We start from the raw sequence: 20,103 nt of genomic DNA, 5'->3' as shown, positions 1-20,103 counted from the left end.
TGATTTTTGAAATTAGATTAAATCCCTAAAACCTAACAGAAATAGTTCCTGTTAAGAAAAAAGGAGTTCCAGGTGTAAAATGAATTTCTTCAACAGAATTTACTTCATTTTGCAAACGAGATTCTGTTGCAAATTGAGTTTCATTCCATTCTGTATTAAAAAGGTTTTTCACTTGTATACCAAATGTGATGTTTTTATACTCATAACCAACATTTAAATCTGTTACGGTGTAACCTTCTGCAGCAATAGAATTATCTTCATTTGCTGGTCTATCTTTAATATATCTTAGTTGCGCGCTTCCAAAAAATCCTGATTTACTTTTATAGCTTAATCCACTTGTTAATGTAAAATCTGGAGCTAAAGGAATAAAATCTTGTCCTTTTAATTCTTCTGAAGCTCTTGCGTGTGTATAATTTGCATCAAAATTGAAATAAAGTTGATCAATTGGTTCATATCTTAAACTAAAATCAATTCCTTGACGGTTAGTTTTTCCGCTAGGTTCTACAATTCCTGCATCTCCAACATACACAAACTCTTGTTCTAAGAATAAATACCAATATGCTGTGTTAATTAAAACTTTAGGAATAGGTTTCCAGATAATTCCAGCATCAAATCCATAAGAAGCAGGTAAAATTGTATTTCCATTTTGAGCAACAACTACTCGAGTATCGTTTGAATGAAAACCTTTACCTGTTTTTAAATAGAACTGAGTATTGTCATTATGATTGTAGAAAATGTTTAATTTCGGACTCACAATGCTAGCTGTTTCAGACTGTGTTTCGTAATTCGTTTGTAAATTGTCATTATACTGGAAATTGAAATAATCTAAGCGTAAAGCTGGATTTATAGTAAACTTTCCGAAGTTAAAATTAGCACTTACATAACTTCCAAGGTTTGTTTCATTGATATCACCAAACTGAATTCGATTTAAAGTTTGTTTACGATTTACTGTATTTGCTAATTCATTACCAAAACTTCGATCATTTCGCAAGCTAATTCCGGCAGAAAAACTTCCGTCAAATGAAGTAAAATTTTGTTTGTAATCACTTGTTGCACCGAAAATTCTTCGAGTTTCTTTTTGTTTAATTTGATCACCATTAACAGGATCATCTAAGAAAAAAGTGAAATTAGAAAACAACTCAAAATCATAACGATTATAAAAAACTTTGTTTTTAATAGAAGCATTTTCAGAAATTATCTTGTTGTAAGTAAGTAAAGCGTTAGTTCTGCTTGTAGAACCTCCTTCAGTATCGTCAATAGCACCAAAACGAGTTATTAATCCACTATCTACAGCACGTTGAGGAATTTGCCCAGAAGCATCCCATTTACTTGTAAAATGAGAAACAGTTAATCCAACTTTATCATTGTCAGTTACATTTAAACTGTATTTTCCAAAAATATTTAGTCTATTGAAATTTTGAGAACTCTCGAAATATCCATCTGTCAAAATATATTCTGAAGCAACATAAGCACTCTGTTTGTTGTTATTCACAATATTAAACATTCCTAATAAACGTTTTGTGTTAAATTGCCCCACATCTAGCTTTAATAAATTATTGCTTAATCTCTCTTTGGTTTTAAAGTTTACATATCCTGCCGTATTAAAATTTCCCTTATCTGCATAATACGCACCTTTACCGAAATCTATTTTATCAACGGTTTCTGGAATTACAAAGTGTAAATCTGCATATCCTTGTCCGTGTGCATGAGATACCATATTTACAGGAAGCCCATCTGCTGTTATTGTAATATCAGTTCCATGGTCGATGTCAAATCCACGAAGAAAAATTTGTTCAGCTTTTCCTCCACCTGCATGCTGACCAATAAATAAACCAGGAACTTTTTGTAGAATTTCTTGTGACGAATTTACTGGTGAAACTTGTATGTCTACATCTGCAATTACATTTAAAGCATTTAATTTTTTAGCAATGGTAATTTCTTCAAGAGAGACTAAGTTTTCTTCTAAAATTATTGTAATTGACTTTAAATCTTTTATAATGACTTGTTTCTTTTTGTAGTTGATATGACTCACAATTAATGTGTCTCCAACTTTTACATGATGTAAAACAAAAGTACCTCTATGATTACTATGCGTATGATGTTCATCATCTGAATTAAAAATATGGGCTTCTACTATTGGGATATCATTTTGCGATACTATTTTTCCTTTTAGAATTTGCGCGAAAGAATGTTGCAAGAATAATAAGCAACATACAGTTATTAGGTATTTCATTTTTATACTTAATGGTAGATTTTATTAATCATTTTTGAGCATGTAAAACTAAAAATTAGATATCCTAATTAACTTATTTTAATAAAGTTTAACGTGTAATTAACAGGTAAAAATCAAGGTAGAGTTTATAAGCTTTTATTCAGTAAATTAAGAGTTATTTTTATCCTATATTTACTATATATTTTTTAATAGTGTAACTTTATAATTATTATGAAACCAATATTTACTGTAATGATTTTAATAATAATGTTAGCTTGTAATACTCAAGAAACCTCTAATATTATTAAATTAAATGCATCTCAATTAAAAGAATACATTTCTAAAGAAGATATTCAATTAATAGATGTTAGAACTTCCAAAGAATTTAATCAAGGTCATATTACGAATGCAAAATCGTTAGATTATTTCTCATCATCATTTAAAACTGAATTAAATAAATTAAATAAAGAGAAACCAATTTATTTGTATTGTAGAAGTGGAAAAAGAAGCGGCAAAGCCTCTGAAATATGTAATGAATTAGGTTTTAAAAAAATTTATGATTTAAATGGAGGTTATTTAGCTTGGTCTAAAGAAAATAAATAAACTTTAATAATCTCATCATAATTATTTTTTTGTTTAATAATTTATTAAATTTGTTAAACATGAAAATAATTCGTTTCACCAAAAAAGGCATTTATTGTACTCCTGGAAAGTTTTATATCGATCCTTGGCATCCTGTAGATTATGCAGTGATATCACACGGACATGCAGATCATGCACGTTGGGGAATGAAACATTATCTTTGTCATACTCACACTAAAAATATTTTAAAACAACGTATTAGTCAAGATATTTCTGTAGAAACACTCAATTACAATGAATCTAAAACTATTAATGGAGTTAAAGTTAGTTTTCATCCTGCTGGACATATTATCGGATCTTCTCAAGTTAGATTAGAATACAAAGGAAAAGTTGTAGTTTTTTCTGGAGATTATAAAATAAAAGAAGATAATTTAACTATTCCTTTTGAACCAATTACGTGTCACGAATTCATAACTGAAAGTACTTTCGGATTACCAATTTATAAATGGCAAACAGAAGCTGCGATTCAGTCACAAATCCATAATTGGGTGGCAAAAAACAAAGCCAATAATCGAACAAGTGTGTTTTTTGGTTATTCGTTAGGAAAATCACAACGTATTATGAAACTTTTAGAAGGATTAGATGAAATCTATGTTCATAATGCAATTCATCATATAAATACTGCAATTACAGCCTCAGGAGTCAAAATTCCAGAAACTATTCGCTTAGATGGAAATTTTAAAAAAGCTGATATTCAGAATAAAATTATCATTATGCCGCCAGCTTTGCTTGGAAGTAAAATGCTGAAAAGAGTTCCGAATGTAGCTACTGCAATTTGCTCTGGTTGGATGCAAATTAGAGGAAACAGACGCTGGAGAGGCGTAGATGCGGGTTTTGTAGTAAGTGATCATGCCGATTGGGATGGGTTACTTAAAGCTGTAAAAGCAACAAACGCAGAGAAAGTTTATGTAACTCACGGATCTCAAGCTATTTTTTCTCGTTATTTAAATGAAATCGGAATCGAATCTGAAGAAGTTATTACCGAATATGGTAACGATCAAATAGAATCAGAAGAAAAGCAAATTGTAACCCAAGAATCAACTTCATGAAACAGTTTGCCGAACTTATAAATGCAATAGAAATCACAAATAAAACCAATGCAAAAATTGATGCATTAGTTGATTTTTTCGCAACAGCACCAGACAAAGATAAACTTTGGATGATTGCATTATTCACAGGAAAAAGACCTTCACGACCTGTAAAATCTTCGTTAATGAAATTATGGTGTGCAGAGATTTCTGAACTCCCAGAATGGTTGTTTTTAGAAAGTTATAGTACAGTTGGTGATTTAGGGGAGACTTTAGCCTTATTATTATCTGAACCAGAAGCAACAATTGAAAAGTCGTTACATGAATGGATGATTGAATTAATTGCTTTAAAACCTAAAAGTGAAGAAGAAAAAAAAGAATATGTAATCAATGCTTGGAACGGATTACAGATGCAAGAACGATTGATTTTCAATAAATTAATTGGTGGTAGTTTTCGAATTGGTGTTTCTAAAAAAACATTAGTCAATGCTTTAGCAAAGTTGACGAATATCGATGTAAATAAATTGATGCATAGTATTATTGGTAATTGGGATATCAATACGATTTCTTTTGATGAACTGTTATCAGGAACTCATATAAACTATGATAATTCTAAACCATATCCGTTTGCTCTAGCATACAGTTTAGAGAAAGAACTTGAAGAATTAGGCGATATAGACGATTGGCAAATAGAACATAAATGGGATGGAATTCGTGGACAAATTGTAAAACGAAATAGTGAATTGTTTATTTGGAGTAGAGGAGAAGAACTAGTAACAAATCAGTTTCCTGAACTCGTAGAAGCATTTTCTACCTGGAAAGAAGATTTTGTTTTAGACGGAGAAATTTTAGCTATTAAAGATAGTAGTGTGTTGTTATTTAATGATTTACAAAAGCGATTAAATCGTAAGAATGTTACTAAGAAACTATTAGAAGAAATTCCGATCGGATTTTATGCTTATGATTTGTTAGAGTATCAAAATGAAGATATTAGATCAGAAAGCCTTGATGAAAGAAGGAAGAAATTAGAAAGAATATTTCAAAATAATAAGACTAACTCTATTCAATTATCAAGTGTAATTAAATTAGACTCTTGGAATAAACTAGATGAAATTAGAAACGATTCTAGAAAAATAAATGCTGAAGGATTAATGTTGAAATCTAAAAATACGGAGTATCATATTGGTCGAAAAAAAGGAACTTGGTGGAAATGGAAAATAGATCCATTAACGATTGATGTAGTTATGATTTATGCACAAAAGGGTAGTGGCCGTAGAAGTTCCAAATACACAGATTATACGTTCGCAGTTAAAAAAGACGATAGTTTAGTCACGATTGCTAAAGCCTATTCCGGACTTACAAATGCTGAAATAACTGAAGTTAGCCGTTGGGTAACTAAAAATGCTACAGAAAAATTCGGACCAGTTCGAACTGTGAAACCAGAATTGGTTTTTGAAATTGCTTTTGAAGGAATCGCTTTAAGTAATAGACATAAATCTGGTGTTGCACTTCGTTTTCCTCGAATTAAACGTTGGCGAAAAGATAAAACAGTAGCTGATATCGACACTATAGAATCTGTAAAAGACTTAATTTTTAATCAATGAGTATAGAAACAACTGAAGGATATAAAATTATTGAAGATTGGTTGTCTTCTAAAAACTTTTCACCTTTTGATTTTCAATTAAAAGCTTGGAAAAAATACGCTCAAAATTATAGTGGATTAGTCGTTGCACCAACAGGTTTTGGTAAAACCTATTCCTTGTTTTTAGCTGTTTTGATAGATTATTTAAATCATTCTGATCAATATAAAAAAGGCTGTAAATTATTATGGATAAGTCCCCTGAGGTCTTTAGCAAAAGATTTACAAAAAGCAATGCAAGCTGCAATTGATGAAATTGGTTTAGATTGGATTGCAGCTGTTAGAAATGGCGATACACCTCAAAATATTCGTCGACAACAAGAACGAAAAATGCCGGATGTATTGTTAACGACTCCAGAAACCATGCATTTGTTGTTTACACAAAAGAAAAATTCTAGATGGTTTAAGAATATTCGCTGTGTTGTAATTGATGAATGGCACGAACTTTTGGCTACAAAACGTGGAGTTTTAACAGAGTTAGCCATAGCTAGAATTCTATCGTTAACCAAAGATTTGAGAGTTTGGGGAATTTCAGCAACTATTGGAAATTTAGAAGAAGCAAAAACAGTTTTGTTACCAAACCCAAAATTGAAAACGACAATCATCACTTCCAAAGAAAAGAAGAAACTTAAAATTGTTTCTTTATTACCTGATGAAGTGGAATTACTGCCTTGGGCTGGTCATTTAGGTGGACAATTGGTGAAAAAAGTATTGCCTATTATTTATGAAAATACGACAACACTAATTTTCACTAATACTAGAAGTCAATCAGAGCTTTGGTATCAATTATTGTTAGATACTGATCCAGATTTGGCTGGGCAAATTGCGATTCATCATGGATCCATCGATAAAAAACTACGAAATTGGATTGAAGACGCTATTAATGATGGATTATTGAAAGCCGTAGTTTGTACTTCTTCTTTAGATTTAGGTGTCGATTTTAAACCTGTAGATTGTGTAGTACAAATTGGTTCTGCTAAAGGAATCGCACGTTTTATGCAACGAGCGGGAAGAAGTGGACATTCACCTAACGAAGTATCAAAAGTGTATTGTTTACCAACTCATACATTACAATTAATTGAAGTTTCTGCATTAAAAGAAGCCGTAAAACAAAAAGATGTCGAAGCTAGAATTCCTGTGGTCTTAGCGTACGATGTTTTAGTTCAGTTCTTAGTGTCTTTAGCTGTAGGAGAAGGTTTTCAATGGAAAGAAACTTTTGAATTAATTCAGCAAACACATGCTTTTGCTGAACTTACTGAAGAAGATTTTAGTTGGGTAATGCAATTTATTACGCAAGGCGGAAATATCTTAAAGACTTACGAGGAATTTCATAAAGTAGTCTTTGAAGAAGAAACCAATTTATATAAAGTTACCAGTAGGAGAATTAGCATGTTACATCGAATGAATGTTGGTGCTATTGTAAGTGATGCCATGTTGAAAGTTCGTTTTATGAAAGGCGGATTTATTGGTATGATTGAAGAGTTCTTTATTTCTAAATTAAAAAACGGAACTCCATTTGTATTAGCTGGTCGAGTTTTAGAAATCGTTCATATTAAAGACATGACCGTTTTTGTGAAAAAAAGTAATTCTAAAAAAGCAATTACACCAAGCTGGAAAGGAGGGAGGCTACCATTAACTTCATATTTGAGTCATTATTTACGATTAAAACTTAATGATGCTTTGCACCCTGGAATTAGAGAGAAAGAATTAAAGTTTTTGAATCCGTTGCTAACAACGCAAAATAGTAATTCTCATATTCCAAAATCGGATGAATTTTTAGTAGAAAAAATAAAAACTAAAGAAGGTTATCACTTGTTTTTCTATCCTTTTGAAGGTCGTTTGGTTCATGAAATAATGGCATCATTAATTGCCTACAGAATCAGTAAATTGAAACCAATTACATTTACAATTGCGATGAATGATTATGGATTTGATTTATTGAGTGATCAAGAAATTCCTGTTTTTGAAGAAAATTTAGATCGTATATTGTCCAAAGAAAATCTTATGGAAGATGCCATAGCAAGTGTAAATGCTTCTGAAATGGCTAGTAGGAAGTTTCGTGATATTGCTGTAATTGCTGGTTTGGTTGTACAGTCGCAACCCGGAGCAAGAAAAACAAATAAGAGTTTACAATCGTCATCAGGCTTAATTTTTAGAGTTTTAGAAGATCATGAACCAAATAATTTGTTATTACGACAAGCCTATACAGAAGTGTTTAATGAACAGCTAGAACAAGCACGCTTATTTGAAGCTTTCGATCGTATTTCGAAAAGTAAAATCATTTTAAAAGAGGCGAGAGGCTATACTCCTTTGAGTTTTCCTATAAAAGTTGATAGTTTACGAGATACTATGAGTAATGAGAAATTAGCAGATCGTATTTTGCGATTACAAAAACAACATTATAAACTGATTCAGTGAATATTTTAACAGAAGATATTGAGTTTTCCAATACTAAATTGACCTTAACAAATCAACGAGTTATCTATTGGAAAGACAAAGAAACATTAATTTTATCTGATATTCATATTGGTAAAACAGCACATTTTAGACAACATGGAATTGCTGTTGCAGACACTGTTTTACATGAAGACTTACAACGCTTATTAACCTTAATCACTCATTTTTCTCCAAAAAGAATTATTGTGGTTGGAGATTTATTTCATGCGAAATACAATTCTAATATCGAGACTTTTAAAGAGTGGTTAGTTTCAATTTCAAATGTTGATAAAGTTCTGATCAAAGGGAATCACGATAAAATGTCTGAAAAGAAAATACAAAAACTCGGTTTTGAAACCGTCACTTTTTTACGAGAAAACGGACTCACTTTTCGCCATGATTTAGATGATGCAGTTGAAGGAGAATCTATAATTTGTGGTCATATGCATCCTGGAGTTCGTATTAAATTCAAAGGAAATCAATATGTAAAGTTACCGTGTTATTTGGTAAGTAAACATCAGTTAATTTTACCAGCGTTTAGCTTATTTACAGGTTTAAATACAAAGTTTAGTCAAGAAGAGAATAAAGTTTATGCCTTTGATGAACAACTAATTTTTAAAGTTTGAAAATATATTTTAATGCTCAATTAAAAGGTCATTATTTTTTAAAGAGTTTATTAATTGCTTTTTTAATTTATTAATGTTTTTTTCCATGTTGTCTTGATCTTTTATTTCAAACTGACCTTTCCATATCAGTTCTCTTTCCTTATCCGGACAAATACAATATAAAGACGTTTCAAAAACTAAAATAACATAATCCTCTTTTTTTCCTTTTTCAATCATATAATTATACTGATTTCCATAATAATATTCTTCAAAAGTTTGATTACTTTTCATGTACTGATAAAGTAAACTTGTGGTATGATATCTTTTTTGTCTACCTATTATTTTGGTTACCAAAATTGCATCAAAATCATTTTTTAATAAATCGTCTTCAATTTTTTGAAATTCAGTTTTAGATATTTCTTTTTTAATAAAAGGAGTATTTAAAAAATCAATACTTTTCTCAACAAATACACCTTGATTTTTTAAAGCTTTTTCTATACTGTTTTCAGTAATTTGTCTTGATTCAGTATTGGTGTTCAAACTAATTATTAATACTTTATTTGCATGAAAAAATCCTATATCAGGGTTTTTATATTGTTGAACCAGTTTATTGCTTACACAGCTAATATTAAATAATAATAGTATTCCTAAAAGAATGATTTTTTTCATATGAACTTATTAATCTGTAATTCTTTTTAATCCTAAAGCTAAATTTCTTTCCAATACAGAAAAATCGTTATCAGCATTAAAAATATCTCTCATCTCATTAAAAAGTAATTGAATTTGATGTGTAGAATAATTAAGATCTTGTAGTGTGTTTTTTATTTTATGAATAGACTCATAATCATTGTCTGAATTAAACTCTAGATGCATTTTATTGAAAATTGATTCAGAAACTTTAGTTTTAATTAGAGTCAATTCTTCCTCAGATTCTTTTAAATCAGCATTCATCGCGTAGATAAAGAAATAAGCTTTAAGTTCTTCATGATTCCAATTTGTTTTTAATTGTAATTTCGTACTCATAATAGTGGTATTTAATTTTTATAAATGTATGTAGTTTATAATAAATAAACTATGACAGATATCATTTTACTTCTTGTTTTTCAGCATTATACAAGCATTAATAAAGAAGTTCTCTTTATTTATATTATTTTTAAAAAAGTCGAGTAATTCTTTTTTAGATGTGATATCTTTTTTAAGTATTTCAGGATTCACTTCATAAAACCTAAGTGTATCGTTTTCTACATCAAAACCATAAAAAGTATTCATATTACCTGTATTTGAAATAATATTCATGATTTCTTGACCTTTAATTTTAATAGAATAAGAAATAAGTTCTTCATTAGAATCAAAAATCAATTTGTATTTCTTTTTATTTAAAGCTTTTATTTTTAAAGAATCACCTTCAAAACCTTTAATACAAGGTGTTGTCCATGTTCCTATTAAGTCAATATTAATTTCTTCACTATTAGGCAATGAATATTCTGACTTAAGTGAACAGCTCAATAGAAAAAGCATTATTATTAAATGTCTAAATTTTAACATGATATAATTTTTAAAGTGTGAATTTTTTAATCATTAATCTTCCGTTTAAAACAAATTTATTAGTAATGTGAAGGCTGTAAAATGATATAAATCAGCTGTTCGATATGATTTATATCATTGTAAATTAAGGTTATCGAAAATATTTTTGTTTCAACAAAAAGAATAAAATGAAGAAAATATTAATACCCACTGATTTTTCTATAAATGCACATGAAGCATTATTTTATACCATTAAACTTTTTAAAAATGAGCGATGTAAATTTTATATTTTACATTCATTTGAGGTAGAAAATCCAATCTTTACTACTAAAAACTCAAAAAAAGATGGTAAAATAAGATACGAAGAGAAATTAACGGAGATTAATACGAAATTAAATGAAATTTTAGTAAGTATTTCTGGAATTTCTGAAGGTTCTGAACATATTTTCGAGACATTAGCTATAACTAAACCTTTAGTTGAATCTGTACAAAAGACCATTCAAAAATTATCTATTGATTTAGTAGTGATGGGAACAAAAGGAGCTAGTGGTATAAAAGAGATGTTTATGGGTAGTAATACTGTAAAAGTATTAAAATCTATTTTTGATGTTCCTTTGTTGATAGTACCAACAGAAATTAATAATTTTAATTTCAAAAATATCGCTTTTGCAACTTCATTTAAAAATGAATATTCTGAAAGATCATTAAGATATTTAAAGGAATTTTGTAAATTATATAAATGTAATTTAGAGATTATTCACATTGATAACTTAAAAGAATTCACAGATAATGAAAATAAGAATCGTAAAGTATTAGAATATAATCTTGAAAACATCAATTATTCAATAAATTTAATTACAAAAAATAAATCGACAGAAAAAGATATTAGAGATTATTTAAGTAATATAACTTATGATTTATTAATTATGGTTAATTATAAACATGATGATTTATATAATTGGATGAACGAATCTGTTGTAAATAAAATGGGGTACCATACTAAAATTCCTTTTTTAATTTTACCTGATTAACTTTTATTATTTCATAGATTTAAATTTTATAAGAATCTCATACACAAAACTATTTGTTTTTTGACATGGGATTTTTCTTATTAAAATTAATGTTATTATATTTTTTATTTAACATAATATAAATTATAGTACAAAAATATTTGTAAGCTATAATTCTATATTATGTATAAATAGCCCAGAATGTTAACGTTTCTAAAAGATTGTTCAGTACTCGGGTCATTTAACATTGGTTCGGTTTTCTGCTAACAATAAACATTTCGTTCGTTTGTACTATAATTGGCCGCTATGTTAAATTGCCGCACGCAAACGCATGTATTGCTTTTTAAAAATAATTATGCTGTCGCAGTAATTTTTTTAAACACAATTTTCCAACGCTTACAGCCGCACAAAAAGCTTACATTTCGTTTTTAAATTAAATTTTCGTTGAATATGGAATTCTCGTTGTAATTTTTTTCAGGAGCTTTTCGTTAAACTATACGCAAGAGTATAAAATTTTCCTACCGCATCATCCACACTAAAATTTCTATACACTTGCTAACATTTTGGTTCCAATTAAGCATTTTTAATTTCTTGCATTATCTTTTGTCTTGAAACAAAAGAAACAAAAATTCAAGGCTTCAGATAATTTTGGAAACAATTACGGTTCATTCGCTATATTTTAGAAAACATTCTAACTAGTTAATCTTGTTCTGAATTAGCCTTAAAGTTTGTATTAATTAAGAATATGTATTACTAAAACTCTAAAATATGGACGCTCATTTCACCTATTGTTTTCACCAAAATTCTCTGAGGCCGTTTTGCCAATGCTACATCCAGATAAAACAAGCTCTATTTTACATAATATGATACAATTAAAAATCGTTAATTGATACATTTATCCCATGTATAACTAATGCATCTCTATTCTTTTTTAAATCTGCAGCTACTGCGTAATTTAACTTGTAGATTTTATCTATCTCTACATTAATCCTTTCTTTAATTAGGTTAATTATTTCATAAGTAGTTTGTCCATTAAAAAATTCAATTAACCCAATAGTTGCAGAACCTACGAAAGCATCTAAATACTTATTATCCCATATCCAAATTTTCTTCTTATAGCCAATATAACACAAAACACCATTTTCATTTGTCAGGTCTGCTCCTAGCGTTAATCCTGTGCTACAGGCAAATGTATAGATAAACCCCCCAGAAAGAGCTACACCGTTTAAATCTGTTGAAATATATTCCTGAGTTCCCCTTACTAAAGCATCAGAATTACCGTGAGAAAAAGCCCCAATTATAAATCTTTCTTTAGGGTTTGCAAATGCAGTAATACCTGTATGATGTATTTGTGGACTAGTTAATGAAGAAAATTGAATTCCATTATTAACAAAATAATCTTCAATTACTTCTTTACATAGGTTAAAAAAGAAACCAGCTCTGACATCATTTTCGTCAGTAATAAGTAAAGTATCCGCCATTATAACTTCTCTTTACCTCTTAATAATAAATCGATTGTAAGTGCATTTAATCTCTGTGCAAAGTCCTTACCTATTTCTGTTTGATTTCTCACTTCAAAAAGAATATCATTTAGTGAGTATGCGTCACCCTCTGTAGAAAAATAAATAGGCTTGTCTTTATCTTCTGGACTTTCAATTATCCAATCTTCAATTGAATTTTCCAGGCTTTTTTCTAAAAATAAATATGCTTTGTTAATTATTTCCATAGCTTCAGCTATAGAACAATCTTTACTTAAAAAACCAAAAGCTCGATTATTTATAAAGTCACTAAATTCTTCATTTGCTTGATTAATTCCACTCCAAAGAATAACAGGGATTAAAGATGAGCTAGAGTAAATTTCTTTCAATAAGTCGTGACCATTTAAAATATCATCTTTAGAGAATTCAATATCTAATAAGACGATTAAATTTATTTCTAAATTATCTTTGATATAGTCTAAACCTTCCTGCGGATTAGAAAAAAACCTAACGTTGTTAAATTTATCTTCTATTGTAAATAGTAAAGGATGCTCTTGAATTTCCTTATTATCATCTATTATTACAAATGTTACTTCCATTTATTATTATTTTTTAAAGGGTAAAGTGATATTAAATGTTGCGCCTGTTGGCTTTAATTCATTATCTACCACTTCAATACTCCCTTGCATAGCTTCTACTCTTGTTTTGACCATATATAGCCCCATCCCTGCTCCTCCTTCTTCAGCAGTATCAGTGAAAAAAATATCAAAAATCCTATGCTTATCTTTTTCTTTTATTCCAATTCCATTATCCGAAAACAAAATAGTTACTTCATTTTTAGATGTCAAGCTACTACACTTTATAACCTTATCTTTTTTATTTTTTAATGCCTTAATTGAGTTAGAAATTAGATTGTCAAAAATATCTTCTAAAGCTTTTCTATTATAATTTAGTATTAAGTTATCTTTTATTTCTATGGTTGTCTTAATGCCTTGTTCAATTAGCCTATCATAATAGATGTTATTAAAAAGGTTAGATATTAATTCTCTTAAATTTATTTCTTCAAGTTCTGTATCTGATTTAGCATATTTAAGCATAAAATCTACTCCTTTTCTTAGTTTTAGCATTTCTTTATAAATACTTTTAGATATACTAATAAAGCGACTCTCTAAATTTGGATTTGGATAGTTATTATAAAAATATTCGGCACCCGTTAAAATATGACCTAGAGTATGCTTTGTCATATGTGAAAACATTGCAGCATAGGTTTGTAGTGATACCAAACTCATAAACAAGTTTTCTTGTTGTTTACTTTCTTTTTCTAATTTGGAATAGTCTTTAATACTTTTTGTAACACTTCCTTGTATCTTACCTAAATTTGCTTCAATACTTCTAAGTTTAGCCTGCACTTCAGGAGAAGCATCTTTTTTTACAGATGCGATTTCTTTTTTTAATGTTTTGAGATCCTGATTAGCAGTTCCTAAACTTGATTTAGTGTTTTCTCTTTCTACTTTTTTGACATTTTTAAAATAAGATTCTAACTGAACAATTTGTTCAATGATAAACTTCCTTAATTCTTCCCAAGCTTCATTTTCGACAAAACCTTGCCTATTAGTAGATTCTATTATCTCAGGATTATTTTCATCTGTTATCTCTACATAACCAAGTAAATCTCTTGTTCCAAACCTATCAAAAAAACCAGACCATCTTCTTTTATCAATTCCAAGTATATCTTTTTGTTTGTTTTGGTCTGCCACATATTCAGCAAAAGGTGTAGTGATTATGCCATCACGATATATCTTGATTCCGTCAATTTCTGAGTTGAAATGTTTTTTATATTTCCTTTTTGCAGGTAGGTCAAAATAATACAGTGTTAATTTTAAAAGTCCACAAGGTCTTTCAGGAACATTTATTTTATTTAAAGTCCCTTTTTTGTATTGTAATATCTCCTGAGTTTTATTCTTTTTATCAAACGTCAACTCAATTTTCTTAGTTGCAAAATCTATTAATTGAGTTTTTACTTTGACATTCTCAAATTCTGAATAGGGTGATTTTATTGTAATGTTAAAAGGGTAATTATTGGCAATAGTTGAATTAGGAGGTACTAACTTCGATAATTCTTTAAATGCTCTACTAATATCACTTTCAGTCCAAATTTCATTTACCTGAGAAATCTCTAATGTTGTACCTTGTTTTCCTTTGTCTCCAGTGTCATACCAATATTTATTTTCAACATCAGTAAAAAAAGGCTTTTCATCTTCAAAACTTAATTTCAGTTGAGAATCTTCAAGCTTAGAATAATGTGACCAATCTGTCTCTAAACACAAAATATCTGAACTACCACTCTTCTGAGTCTTTAGGATTAATTTATCTCCTAATTTATCAACTGCAAACCTACCTATTCCCTTTTTTCCTGCAACTTTTCTTTTGTGTGGAGCTGGAGATAATCTTTCTCGTCTTTTACTACTTGTCCCAATAACCATCCATTTGTTTTTGATATCAGAAAACTGCATTCCAATCCCATCATCTTTAATAACTATTTTTGAATTTGGAGTTAGAGGATTTATATCAATAAACTCTACAGTAACATTTTCAGCATTTGCATCATAAGCATTCTTAACCAATTCAAATAACGCAGTTATTCTATCAGTAATAAGCTCTCTCCCAATTAGCCTATATGCACTAACATCGAAATTAAATTTAATAGATTTCTCTTCTTTTAATGACATTAACTCATTTGGTTTATCTGTTCAAACAATGCTTTTGCAAGTAAAGGAGGTACAGCATTTCCTATTTGTTGTTGCATATACATTAGTGTTCCTTCAAAGATGAAATTATCAGGAAAACTTTGTAATCTAGCTGCTTCTCTAACTGATAGTCCTCTATTTTCAAAAGGGTGTATTAACATATTTTTTCTGTAATTTGAAATCACTATAGATGGTTTTTCAGAATCTAGACGTTTATAAATACCTGAATGGCAATTATTTTTATCGGCATAGTTTTTCATTAATTCATCTGGAATTGCCTTCCAATTTTGACCTTGCTTAATATGTTTATATCTCTCTAAAACATAATCTCTATTTCTTGAAACATAGTTTTGTGTCGAAAAATTAGAATTCGTTCTCATAGCTTCTGCAAACTCATTATTTGCTAAACTCTTATAAGGTAATGATGCTATATAATCACCATTTTGTAAGCTTGGTAAATCCAATATTGCATCTGCAACTGTAAACTTATTGGTCAATGGTTCTGGAAAGTCAAACTTTATTCCTTTTCTATTTCCTACCATAAAAAAGCGTTTTCTGTCTTGCGGGACACCATAATCTGATGCTAATAAAACATCGAAATTTACAGTATAGCCTAAGTCTTCCAACCGTTTCTTTAAAATTTTAACGACCTTACCTTTTTGAAAACTTCTGAAACCTTCAACATTTTCGAAAACACACCATTGTGGCTCTAGCTCCTCAATAAATCTTAAAAACTCCTCAAATAAACTATTCTTTTCATTTTTAGAATTTCTGGTAACTGTATTGGATAAAGAAAAACCTTGACAAGGAGGTCCTCCAAATAAAACAAATGGATTTTTAGAAATTAATTCTGTTGGTTTAACTTTTCTTATGTCCTCTACAATAACTTTCGATGATTTATGATTTTTAATGAAAGTATCCGCTGCATATTTATCATTTTCAACAGCAAAAGAAATATTAATTCCAGCCATCTCTGCACCGAGACTCATCCCTCCTGCCCCACTAAAAATATCACATCCTAGAATATTTCTTGAGGTATTATTTAAGTCAGTACTTAATTGTAATTTGTCTTCAATTAAAATATCCATAGTTATTTCTCGACAAGTTTTAATTTTTTACAGACTTCTTCAAATATTTCGCAAGGCTCTACATCAATAGCCAATGCTATTAAATACAATTCACTAGCTCTAAGTTTTGTCCTTTTATTATTTGACAATTCACTCAATCTCGTTTTACTGATTCCAGTTTTCCGAGATACATCAGACCTGTTTACAGATTTCCTTGATAAATAAAGTCCTAAATCAGTCATTTTTGTCCGTTTTTTAGATTATAAATGTAAAAATTAAGACAGTTTATTCCGATTTTCTAAACAGTTAATTTTTATTTTGTCTGTTTTTTGATATATTTGTTCCGAAAAACAGAACATTTAATCTTAAAAAGATACAACTTATGGGTAATTCAAGATATACAAAAGCAGATTTAGAACGTGTTGTTTACACTCAATTAGATAATTTAAACGCAATTCACGATTTACTTAGAGTTATGAAGCTCCAAAATGAGCTCATAGAAAACGCGAATAAAAAACTCAAAGATGAGATTATAGATTTTAAAAAGAGAGTTAATTATTCAACAGGCAAGAAATAAAACCATTCCATACACATTTTGCCTCCACTCCTATGCCCTTTCTGCAAAAAGAGTATTCCATTACATTTTTAAAGAAACTTTTAGAAAGAAAAAAAATCCAAGAAAAATATTGCTTGTAAAAGCTTTTTCCCAAAGCAAAGTAACATAACGCAGAACATTATAGTGCAAATTTATTATATAAGTATAATGGCGTATACTGTGTATTTAACATAATTGTAGATATAACTAACACGCTAGTGTTTTATATCGTCAAACAAATCGGCTTTAGGAGATTCACGAAATCCTCTAAAACAATATAAACCTGTGAGTAATTATGTTACAGCCATTTTACGACACGTTAAGTTTATTCGTAAGTATAAATTCTCAATACTATGTAAAAAATCCCATAAACTGATGTAATTCATTTTAATATTCAGTATTTGAGTAATTAAAAAATCAAATACGCGATTCTCACGGATTAAGATTTCTTTATTAAGAAATGTAAAACCTCACTAATAATTAGTGAGGTTTAGAGAAAGAATTATTAAAAAACAATTCTAAAAATCTCTAAACATCTTTAGAGACAACTAATTTGAAAAACTAAATAAATTTGAACTCGTCACTATTTAACATTCGTTTATAATAATATTCATTAACTATTACTGGTACTTTTAAATATGGAAATTTTATTTTAAAATTTCCTTTTTCCTTACCTAGAAATTTTACTTTAGTTTTTTTCATAATTCAAGAATTTAAATTTTAAAAATTAGTAAATCATTTTTTTTGAAAAGGACTAATTTTATGCCAATTAAAATCTGAAAATGAAAGACTGTCAAAGTGTCAATACTTTGTTATAATGTTGTTAAAACCATTTTTTCTTTTTAAAAAAAATTAACATAGAGACTGTCACTATTACTATTATTGCCCACATTAGGAAATAACCATATTTTAGTTTTAACTCGGGAATATTATTAAAGTTTGTTCCATAAACTCCAACAATAAATGTTATAGGTATAAATACAACGGAAAATATGGTTAGGAGTTTCATAATTTCATTAAGTTTAAAATTAACATTAGTTGAATACACTGTTAACTGCTCACTTAACATATTCTTATAATTTTCTAAAGTATCGTATACTCTATGTATAAGCTCATTTAAATCGTTAAAGTATGGTTGTTCTTTTTTTGTAATTAAATGTGATTTAAAATTCTTAAAATTGCTTATGGTTTCTCTAGCTGGTCTTATATTTTTCTTAAAATAATTAAGTTCTATCTTGTTTTTATTAATATCTTCAAGAATATGTTTACTTGGATGTAATAAAATACGATCCTCTAAATTTTCAACATTTTCTCCAAAAATTTCAATTAAACTATTGTAATTGTCTACAATAACATCTAATAAACAATATTTTAAATAACTTAAACTAGTACTTCTAACTCTTCCTTTTTTATTTCTAATTCTTTCTCTAATAGGATCAAAAACATCTCCTTCTTTTTCTTGAAATGTTAATAAAACTTGTTGTGTTAAAATTAAGGAGAGTTGTTCTGCATGTAATGTTTGATCTTTATTTAGAAACATCATTTTTATTAAAGTAAAAATATAATCTTCTTCAAAGTAAGATTTTGATCGTGATCCAGTATTCACAATATCTTCTATTCGTAAAGTATGAATATTAAATAATGTACAAATTGTTTTTATTTGTTCTACATCATGTATACCATTAACATTTATCCACACATTCTTATAAATCGATAAATAAGTAGAAATTTCTGAAATATCTTCAATTTCTACTTCAACAAATTTTTCTTCATTATAAGCAATTAAGTCGATCTGTATTTCATTCTGTTTTTTTACACCTATAAAAATTGGTTTTCCAGGAATATCTGCTTTATTTTTTTGTTCGACTACAAATCTCATTTAATATATTTCTTTGCATTTCTGATCTGAACTAATTTATGTAGTTTAGTTAATAGAATTAATTCTGACTTATTTTTACCATGATCTGCATTACATATCTTATGGCAATCTTCTAAAAGTTCATGATTAATTTCTTTATAAAATAATTTTTCATTTGCTATAAAATAAGTTTTAAAATGATCAAATGCTTTTTCAGCTAAAACTTTGTTTTTAATTAGATTTCTTATGGTTTCATAAATAAGTTCTTCACTATCAAAACCATATTCATTCGTAGCCCATTCTTCTTTAACCGCCCAAATAATTTCCTTTTTTTCTTTAACAGACATTGTATTATCTATCATAGAAAATGAATAAAATAAATTTGAAATTGCAATGTAAAAATCTTTAGTAAATGATACGCTTTTCATTATATTTCTGGTAAAATTAACAAAGGAATATGACTTGAAAATGTTATTTTTTTAATAACATTTTCGCTCAATAAATTATTAAAAAAGTTATAGTGATGATTAATAAAAGCTAATAACTGACCTTTAGATTCTTCAGCATATTTTTGTATAGTTTCTGTTTCAGAATCTTCCCAATCTAATTTTACAAATGATGTATTAACATCTTGTAATATTTCTCTTAATTTTACTTTATGTGTTCGCTGTTTGTTTGTTAGTGCTTCTTCTACTGAAAGGTTTACAATTTCTACAGCACATTGTTTCATTTTACTAAACTTTAATAAAGCAAAAAGTTCTTTTTTATTAAAAGCTCTTTTATAGTTTGTAGAAAATATAATTCTATCAATTTTTTTGTATTTATAATTTGTTGGTATAACTAATATTGGTGTGGTATTAATAGCATTAATTATTTTAACAGTATTAGTTCCTATAAAAGTTTGTGCTAAACTTTTGGCTCCTTTTGTTCCACTAATAATTAAATCTATTTTTTCTTCTCTAATAGCTTCTTTCACTGCATTAGTTAAAGAATTTGAATCTACAATAGCATGATAATTAATACCTTTACTTTCTCTGTTTAGAATTTCAACCAAATATTTTAACTCATCTTCAATTTTATCATCCATTTGGTTAAACCAACCTTTATTATATTCTTCACTCAGTAAATAAGATCTTTCTCCTATGTAAACATCTAATAAAAAAACATTTACTCTTTCTATTTCAAAGAATTTCTTTGTATAATTAAGTGCATTAACTGCAGCTTCCGAAAAATCATAAGGAATTAAAATGTTTTTCATTTTT

20 protein-coding genes are annotated in these 20,103 nt (G+C 28.4%); 7 read left to right on the top strand and 13 right to left on the bottom strand.

Annotation, left to right across the window (positions count from 1 at the left end):
• Window positions 1–25: 25 nt before the first annotated feature.
• On the bottom strand, window positions 26–2,233 hold the full coding sequence (locus AC2TEO_RS02115) for a TonB-dependent receptor (protein WP_442266529.1): 2,208 nt from the start codon (window positions 2,231–2,233) through the stop codon (window positions 26–28).
• A 210-nt stretch (window positions 2,234–2,443) separates the two neighbouring features.
• On the opposite strand from AC2TEO_RS02115, the gene AC2TEO_RS02110 reads away from it, so the two are divergent.
• Genes AC2TEO_RS02110 through pdeM form a run of 5 tightly spaced genes read left to right on the top strand, consistent with a single transcriptional unit; the run spans window position 2,444 to window position 8,583 of the window.
• The gene (locus AC2TEO_RS02110; RefSeq protein WP_442266528.1) at window positions 2,444–2,815 is read left to right on the top strand and encodes a rhodanese-like domain-containing protein; all 372 of its coding nucleotides are present in this window, start codon (window positions 2,444–2,446) and stop codon (window positions 2,813–2,815) included.
• A 59-nt stretch (window positions 2,816–2,874) separates the two neighbouring features.
• Window positions 2,875–3,903, top strand: coding sequence for a ligase-associated DNA damage response exonuclease (locus tag AC2TEO_RS02105; protein ID WP_442266527.1), 1,029 nt, complete (start codon window positions 2,875–2,877; stop codon window positions 3,901–3,903).
• A complete protein-coding gene (locus AC2TEO_RS02100; RefSeq protein WP_442266526.1) occupies window positions 3,900–5,486 on the top strand; it encodes an ATP-dependent DNA ligase in 1,587 nt (528 codons plus the stop codon). Before AC2TEO_RS02105 ends, AC2TEO_RS02100 begins: the two co-directional genes overlap by 4 nt.
• Complete coding sequence (locus tag AC2TEO_RS02095; RefSeq protein ID WP_442266525.1) at window positions 5,483–7,939, top strand: ligase-associated DNA damage response DEXH box helicase; 2,457 nt, start codon at window positions 5,483–5,485, stop codon at window positions 7,937–7,939. Before AC2TEO_RS02100 ends, AC2TEO_RS02095 begins: the two co-directional genes overlap by 4 nt.
• Window positions 7,936–8,583: a ligase-associated DNA damage response endonuclease PdeM gene (gene pdeM, locus AC2TEO_RS02090; RefSeq protein WP_442266524.1), complete on the top strand. Its 648-nt coding sequence runs from the start codon at window positions 7,936–7,938 to the stop codon at window positions 8,581–8,583. The genes AC2TEO_RS02095 and pdeM overlap by 4 nt, the downstream gene beginning before the upstream one ends.
• 9 nt (window positions 8,584–8,592) lie before the next feature.
• Here pdeM and AC2TEO_RS02085 read toward each other — a convergent pair whose 3' ends face one another.
• The 3 genes from AC2TEO_RS02085 to AC2TEO_RS02075 all read right to left on the bottom strand — a co-directional run bounded on the left by AC2TEO_RS02085 (window position 8,593) and on the right by AC2TEO_RS02075 (window position 10,107).
• Entirely contained in the window at window positions 8,593–9,231 is a 639-nt protein-coding gene (locus tag AC2TEO_RS02085; RefSeq protein WP_442266523.1) for a hypothetical protein, read from the bottom strand.
• Window positions 9,232–9,240: 9 nt separating this feature from the next.
• A complete protein-coding gene (locus AC2TEO_RS02080) occupies window positions 9,241–9,585 on the bottom strand; it encodes a hypothetical protein (RefSeq protein ID WP_442266522.1) in 345 nt (114 codons plus the stop codon).
• A gap of 66 nt (window positions 9,586–9,651) precedes the next feature.
• Window positions 9,652–10,107, bottom strand: coding sequence for a hypothetical protein (locus AC2TEO_RS02075; protein ID WP_442266521.1), 456 nt, complete (start codon window positions 10,105–10,107; stop codon window positions 9,652–9,654).
• 167 nt (window positions 10,108–10,274) lie between these two features.
• Between AC2TEO_RS02075 and AC2TEO_RS02070 the strand changes: the two genes are divergently transcribed.
• Window positions 10,275–11,117 (top strand): universal stress protein, encoded by an 843-nt coding sequence (locus AC2TEO_RS02070; RefSeq protein ID WP_442266520.1) that lies wholly within the window; start codon window positions 10,275–10,277, stop codon window positions 11,115–11,117.
• 851 nt (window positions 11,118–11,968) lie between these two features.
• Here AC2TEO_RS02070 and AC2TEO_RS02065 read toward each other — a convergent pair.
• Genes AC2TEO_RS02065 through AC2TEO_RS02045 form a run of 5 tightly spaced genes read right to left on the bottom strand, consistent with a single transcriptional unit; the run spans window position 11,969 to window position 16,630 of the window.
• Window positions 11,969–12,577, bottom strand: coding sequence for a hypothetical protein (locus AC2TEO_RS02065; protein ID WP_442266519.1), 609 nt, complete (start codon window positions 12,575–12,577; stop codon window positions 11,969–11,971).
• The gene (locus tag AC2TEO_RS02060) at window positions 12,577–13,173 is read right to left on the bottom strand and encodes a response regulator (protein ID WP_442266518.1); all 597 of its coding nucleotides are present in this window, start codon (window positions 13,171–13,173) and stop codon (window positions 12,577–12,579) included. The genes AC2TEO_RS02065 and AC2TEO_RS02060 overlap by 1 nt, the downstream gene beginning before the upstream one ends.
• A 6-nt stretch (window positions 13,174–13,179) precedes the next feature.
• Window positions 13,180–15,303: a sensor histidine kinase gene (locus AC2TEO_RS02055; protein WP_442266517.1), complete on the bottom strand. Its 2,124-nt coding sequence runs from the start codon at window positions 15,301–15,303 to the stop codon at window positions 13,180–13,182.
• The gene (locus tag AC2TEO_RS02050) at window positions 15,303–16,409 is read right to left on the bottom strand and encodes a DNA cytosine methyltransferase (RefSeq protein ID WP_442266516.1); all 1,107 of its coding nucleotides are present in this window, start codon (window positions 16,407–16,409) and stop codon (window positions 15,303–15,305) included. Before AC2TEO_RS02050 ends, AC2TEO_RS02055 begins: the two co-directional genes overlap by 1 nt.
• Window positions 16,410–16,411: 2 nt before the next feature.
• The gene (locus AC2TEO_RS02045; protein WP_442266515.1) at window positions 16,412–16,630 is read right to left on the bottom strand and encodes a helix-turn-helix domain-containing protein; all 219 of its coding nucleotides are present in this window, start codon (window positions 16,628–16,630) and stop codon (window positions 16,412–16,414) included.
• Window positions 16,631–16,770: 140 nt separating this feature from the next.
• Between AC2TEO_RS02045 and AC2TEO_RS02040 the strand changes: the two genes are divergently transcribed.
• Window positions 16,771–16,965 (top strand): hypothetical protein, encoded by a 195-nt coding sequence (locus AC2TEO_RS02040; RefSeq protein ID WP_299886925.1) that lies wholly within the window; start codon window positions 16,771–16,773, stop codon window positions 16,963–16,965.
• Between the two features lie 579 nt (window positions 16,966–17,544).
• On the opposite strand, the gene AC2TEO_RS02035 is transcribed toward AC2TEO_RS02040, so the two are convergent.
• The 4 genes from AC2TEO_RS02035 to AC2TEO_RS02020 form a co-directional block, all read right to left on the bottom strand.
• Window positions 17,545–17,685, bottom strand: coding sequence for a hypothetical protein (locus AC2TEO_RS02035; protein ID WP_442266514.1), 141 nt, complete (start codon window positions 17,683–17,685; stop codon window positions 17,545–17,547).
• 121 nt (window positions 17,686–17,806) lie between these two features.
• Window positions 17,807–18,862 carry a magnesium/cobalt transporter CorA gene (gene corA / locus AC2TEO_RS02030; RefSeq protein ID WP_442266513.1) on the bottom strand — a complete coding sequence of 352 codons (1,056 nt, stop codon included), beginning with the start codon at window positions 18,860–18,862 and terminating at the stop codon, window positions 17,807–17,809.
• Window positions 18,859–19,269 carry a hypothetical protein gene (locus AC2TEO_RS02025; protein ID WP_442266512.1) on the bottom strand — a complete coding sequence of 137 codons (411 nt, stop codon included), beginning with the start codon at window positions 19,267–19,269 and terminating at the stop codon, window positions 18,859–18,861. Before AC2TEO_RS02025 ends, corA begins: the two co-directional genes overlap by 4 nt.
• Window positions 19,269–20,099, bottom strand: a complete 831-nt coding sequence (locus AC2TEO_RS02020; RefSeq protein WP_442266511.1) for a universal stress protein — start codon at window positions 20,097–20,099, stop codon at window positions 19,269–19,271. The genes AC2TEO_RS02025 and AC2TEO_RS02020 overlap by 1 nt, the downstream gene beginning before the upstream one ends.
• Window positions 20,100–20,103 lie beyond the last annotated feature (4 nt).

The sequence above is a fragment of the Tenacibaculum aquaeponti genome, assembly GCF_057221555.1.
This window is presented reverse-complemented; position numbering and strand designations above follow the sequence as displayed.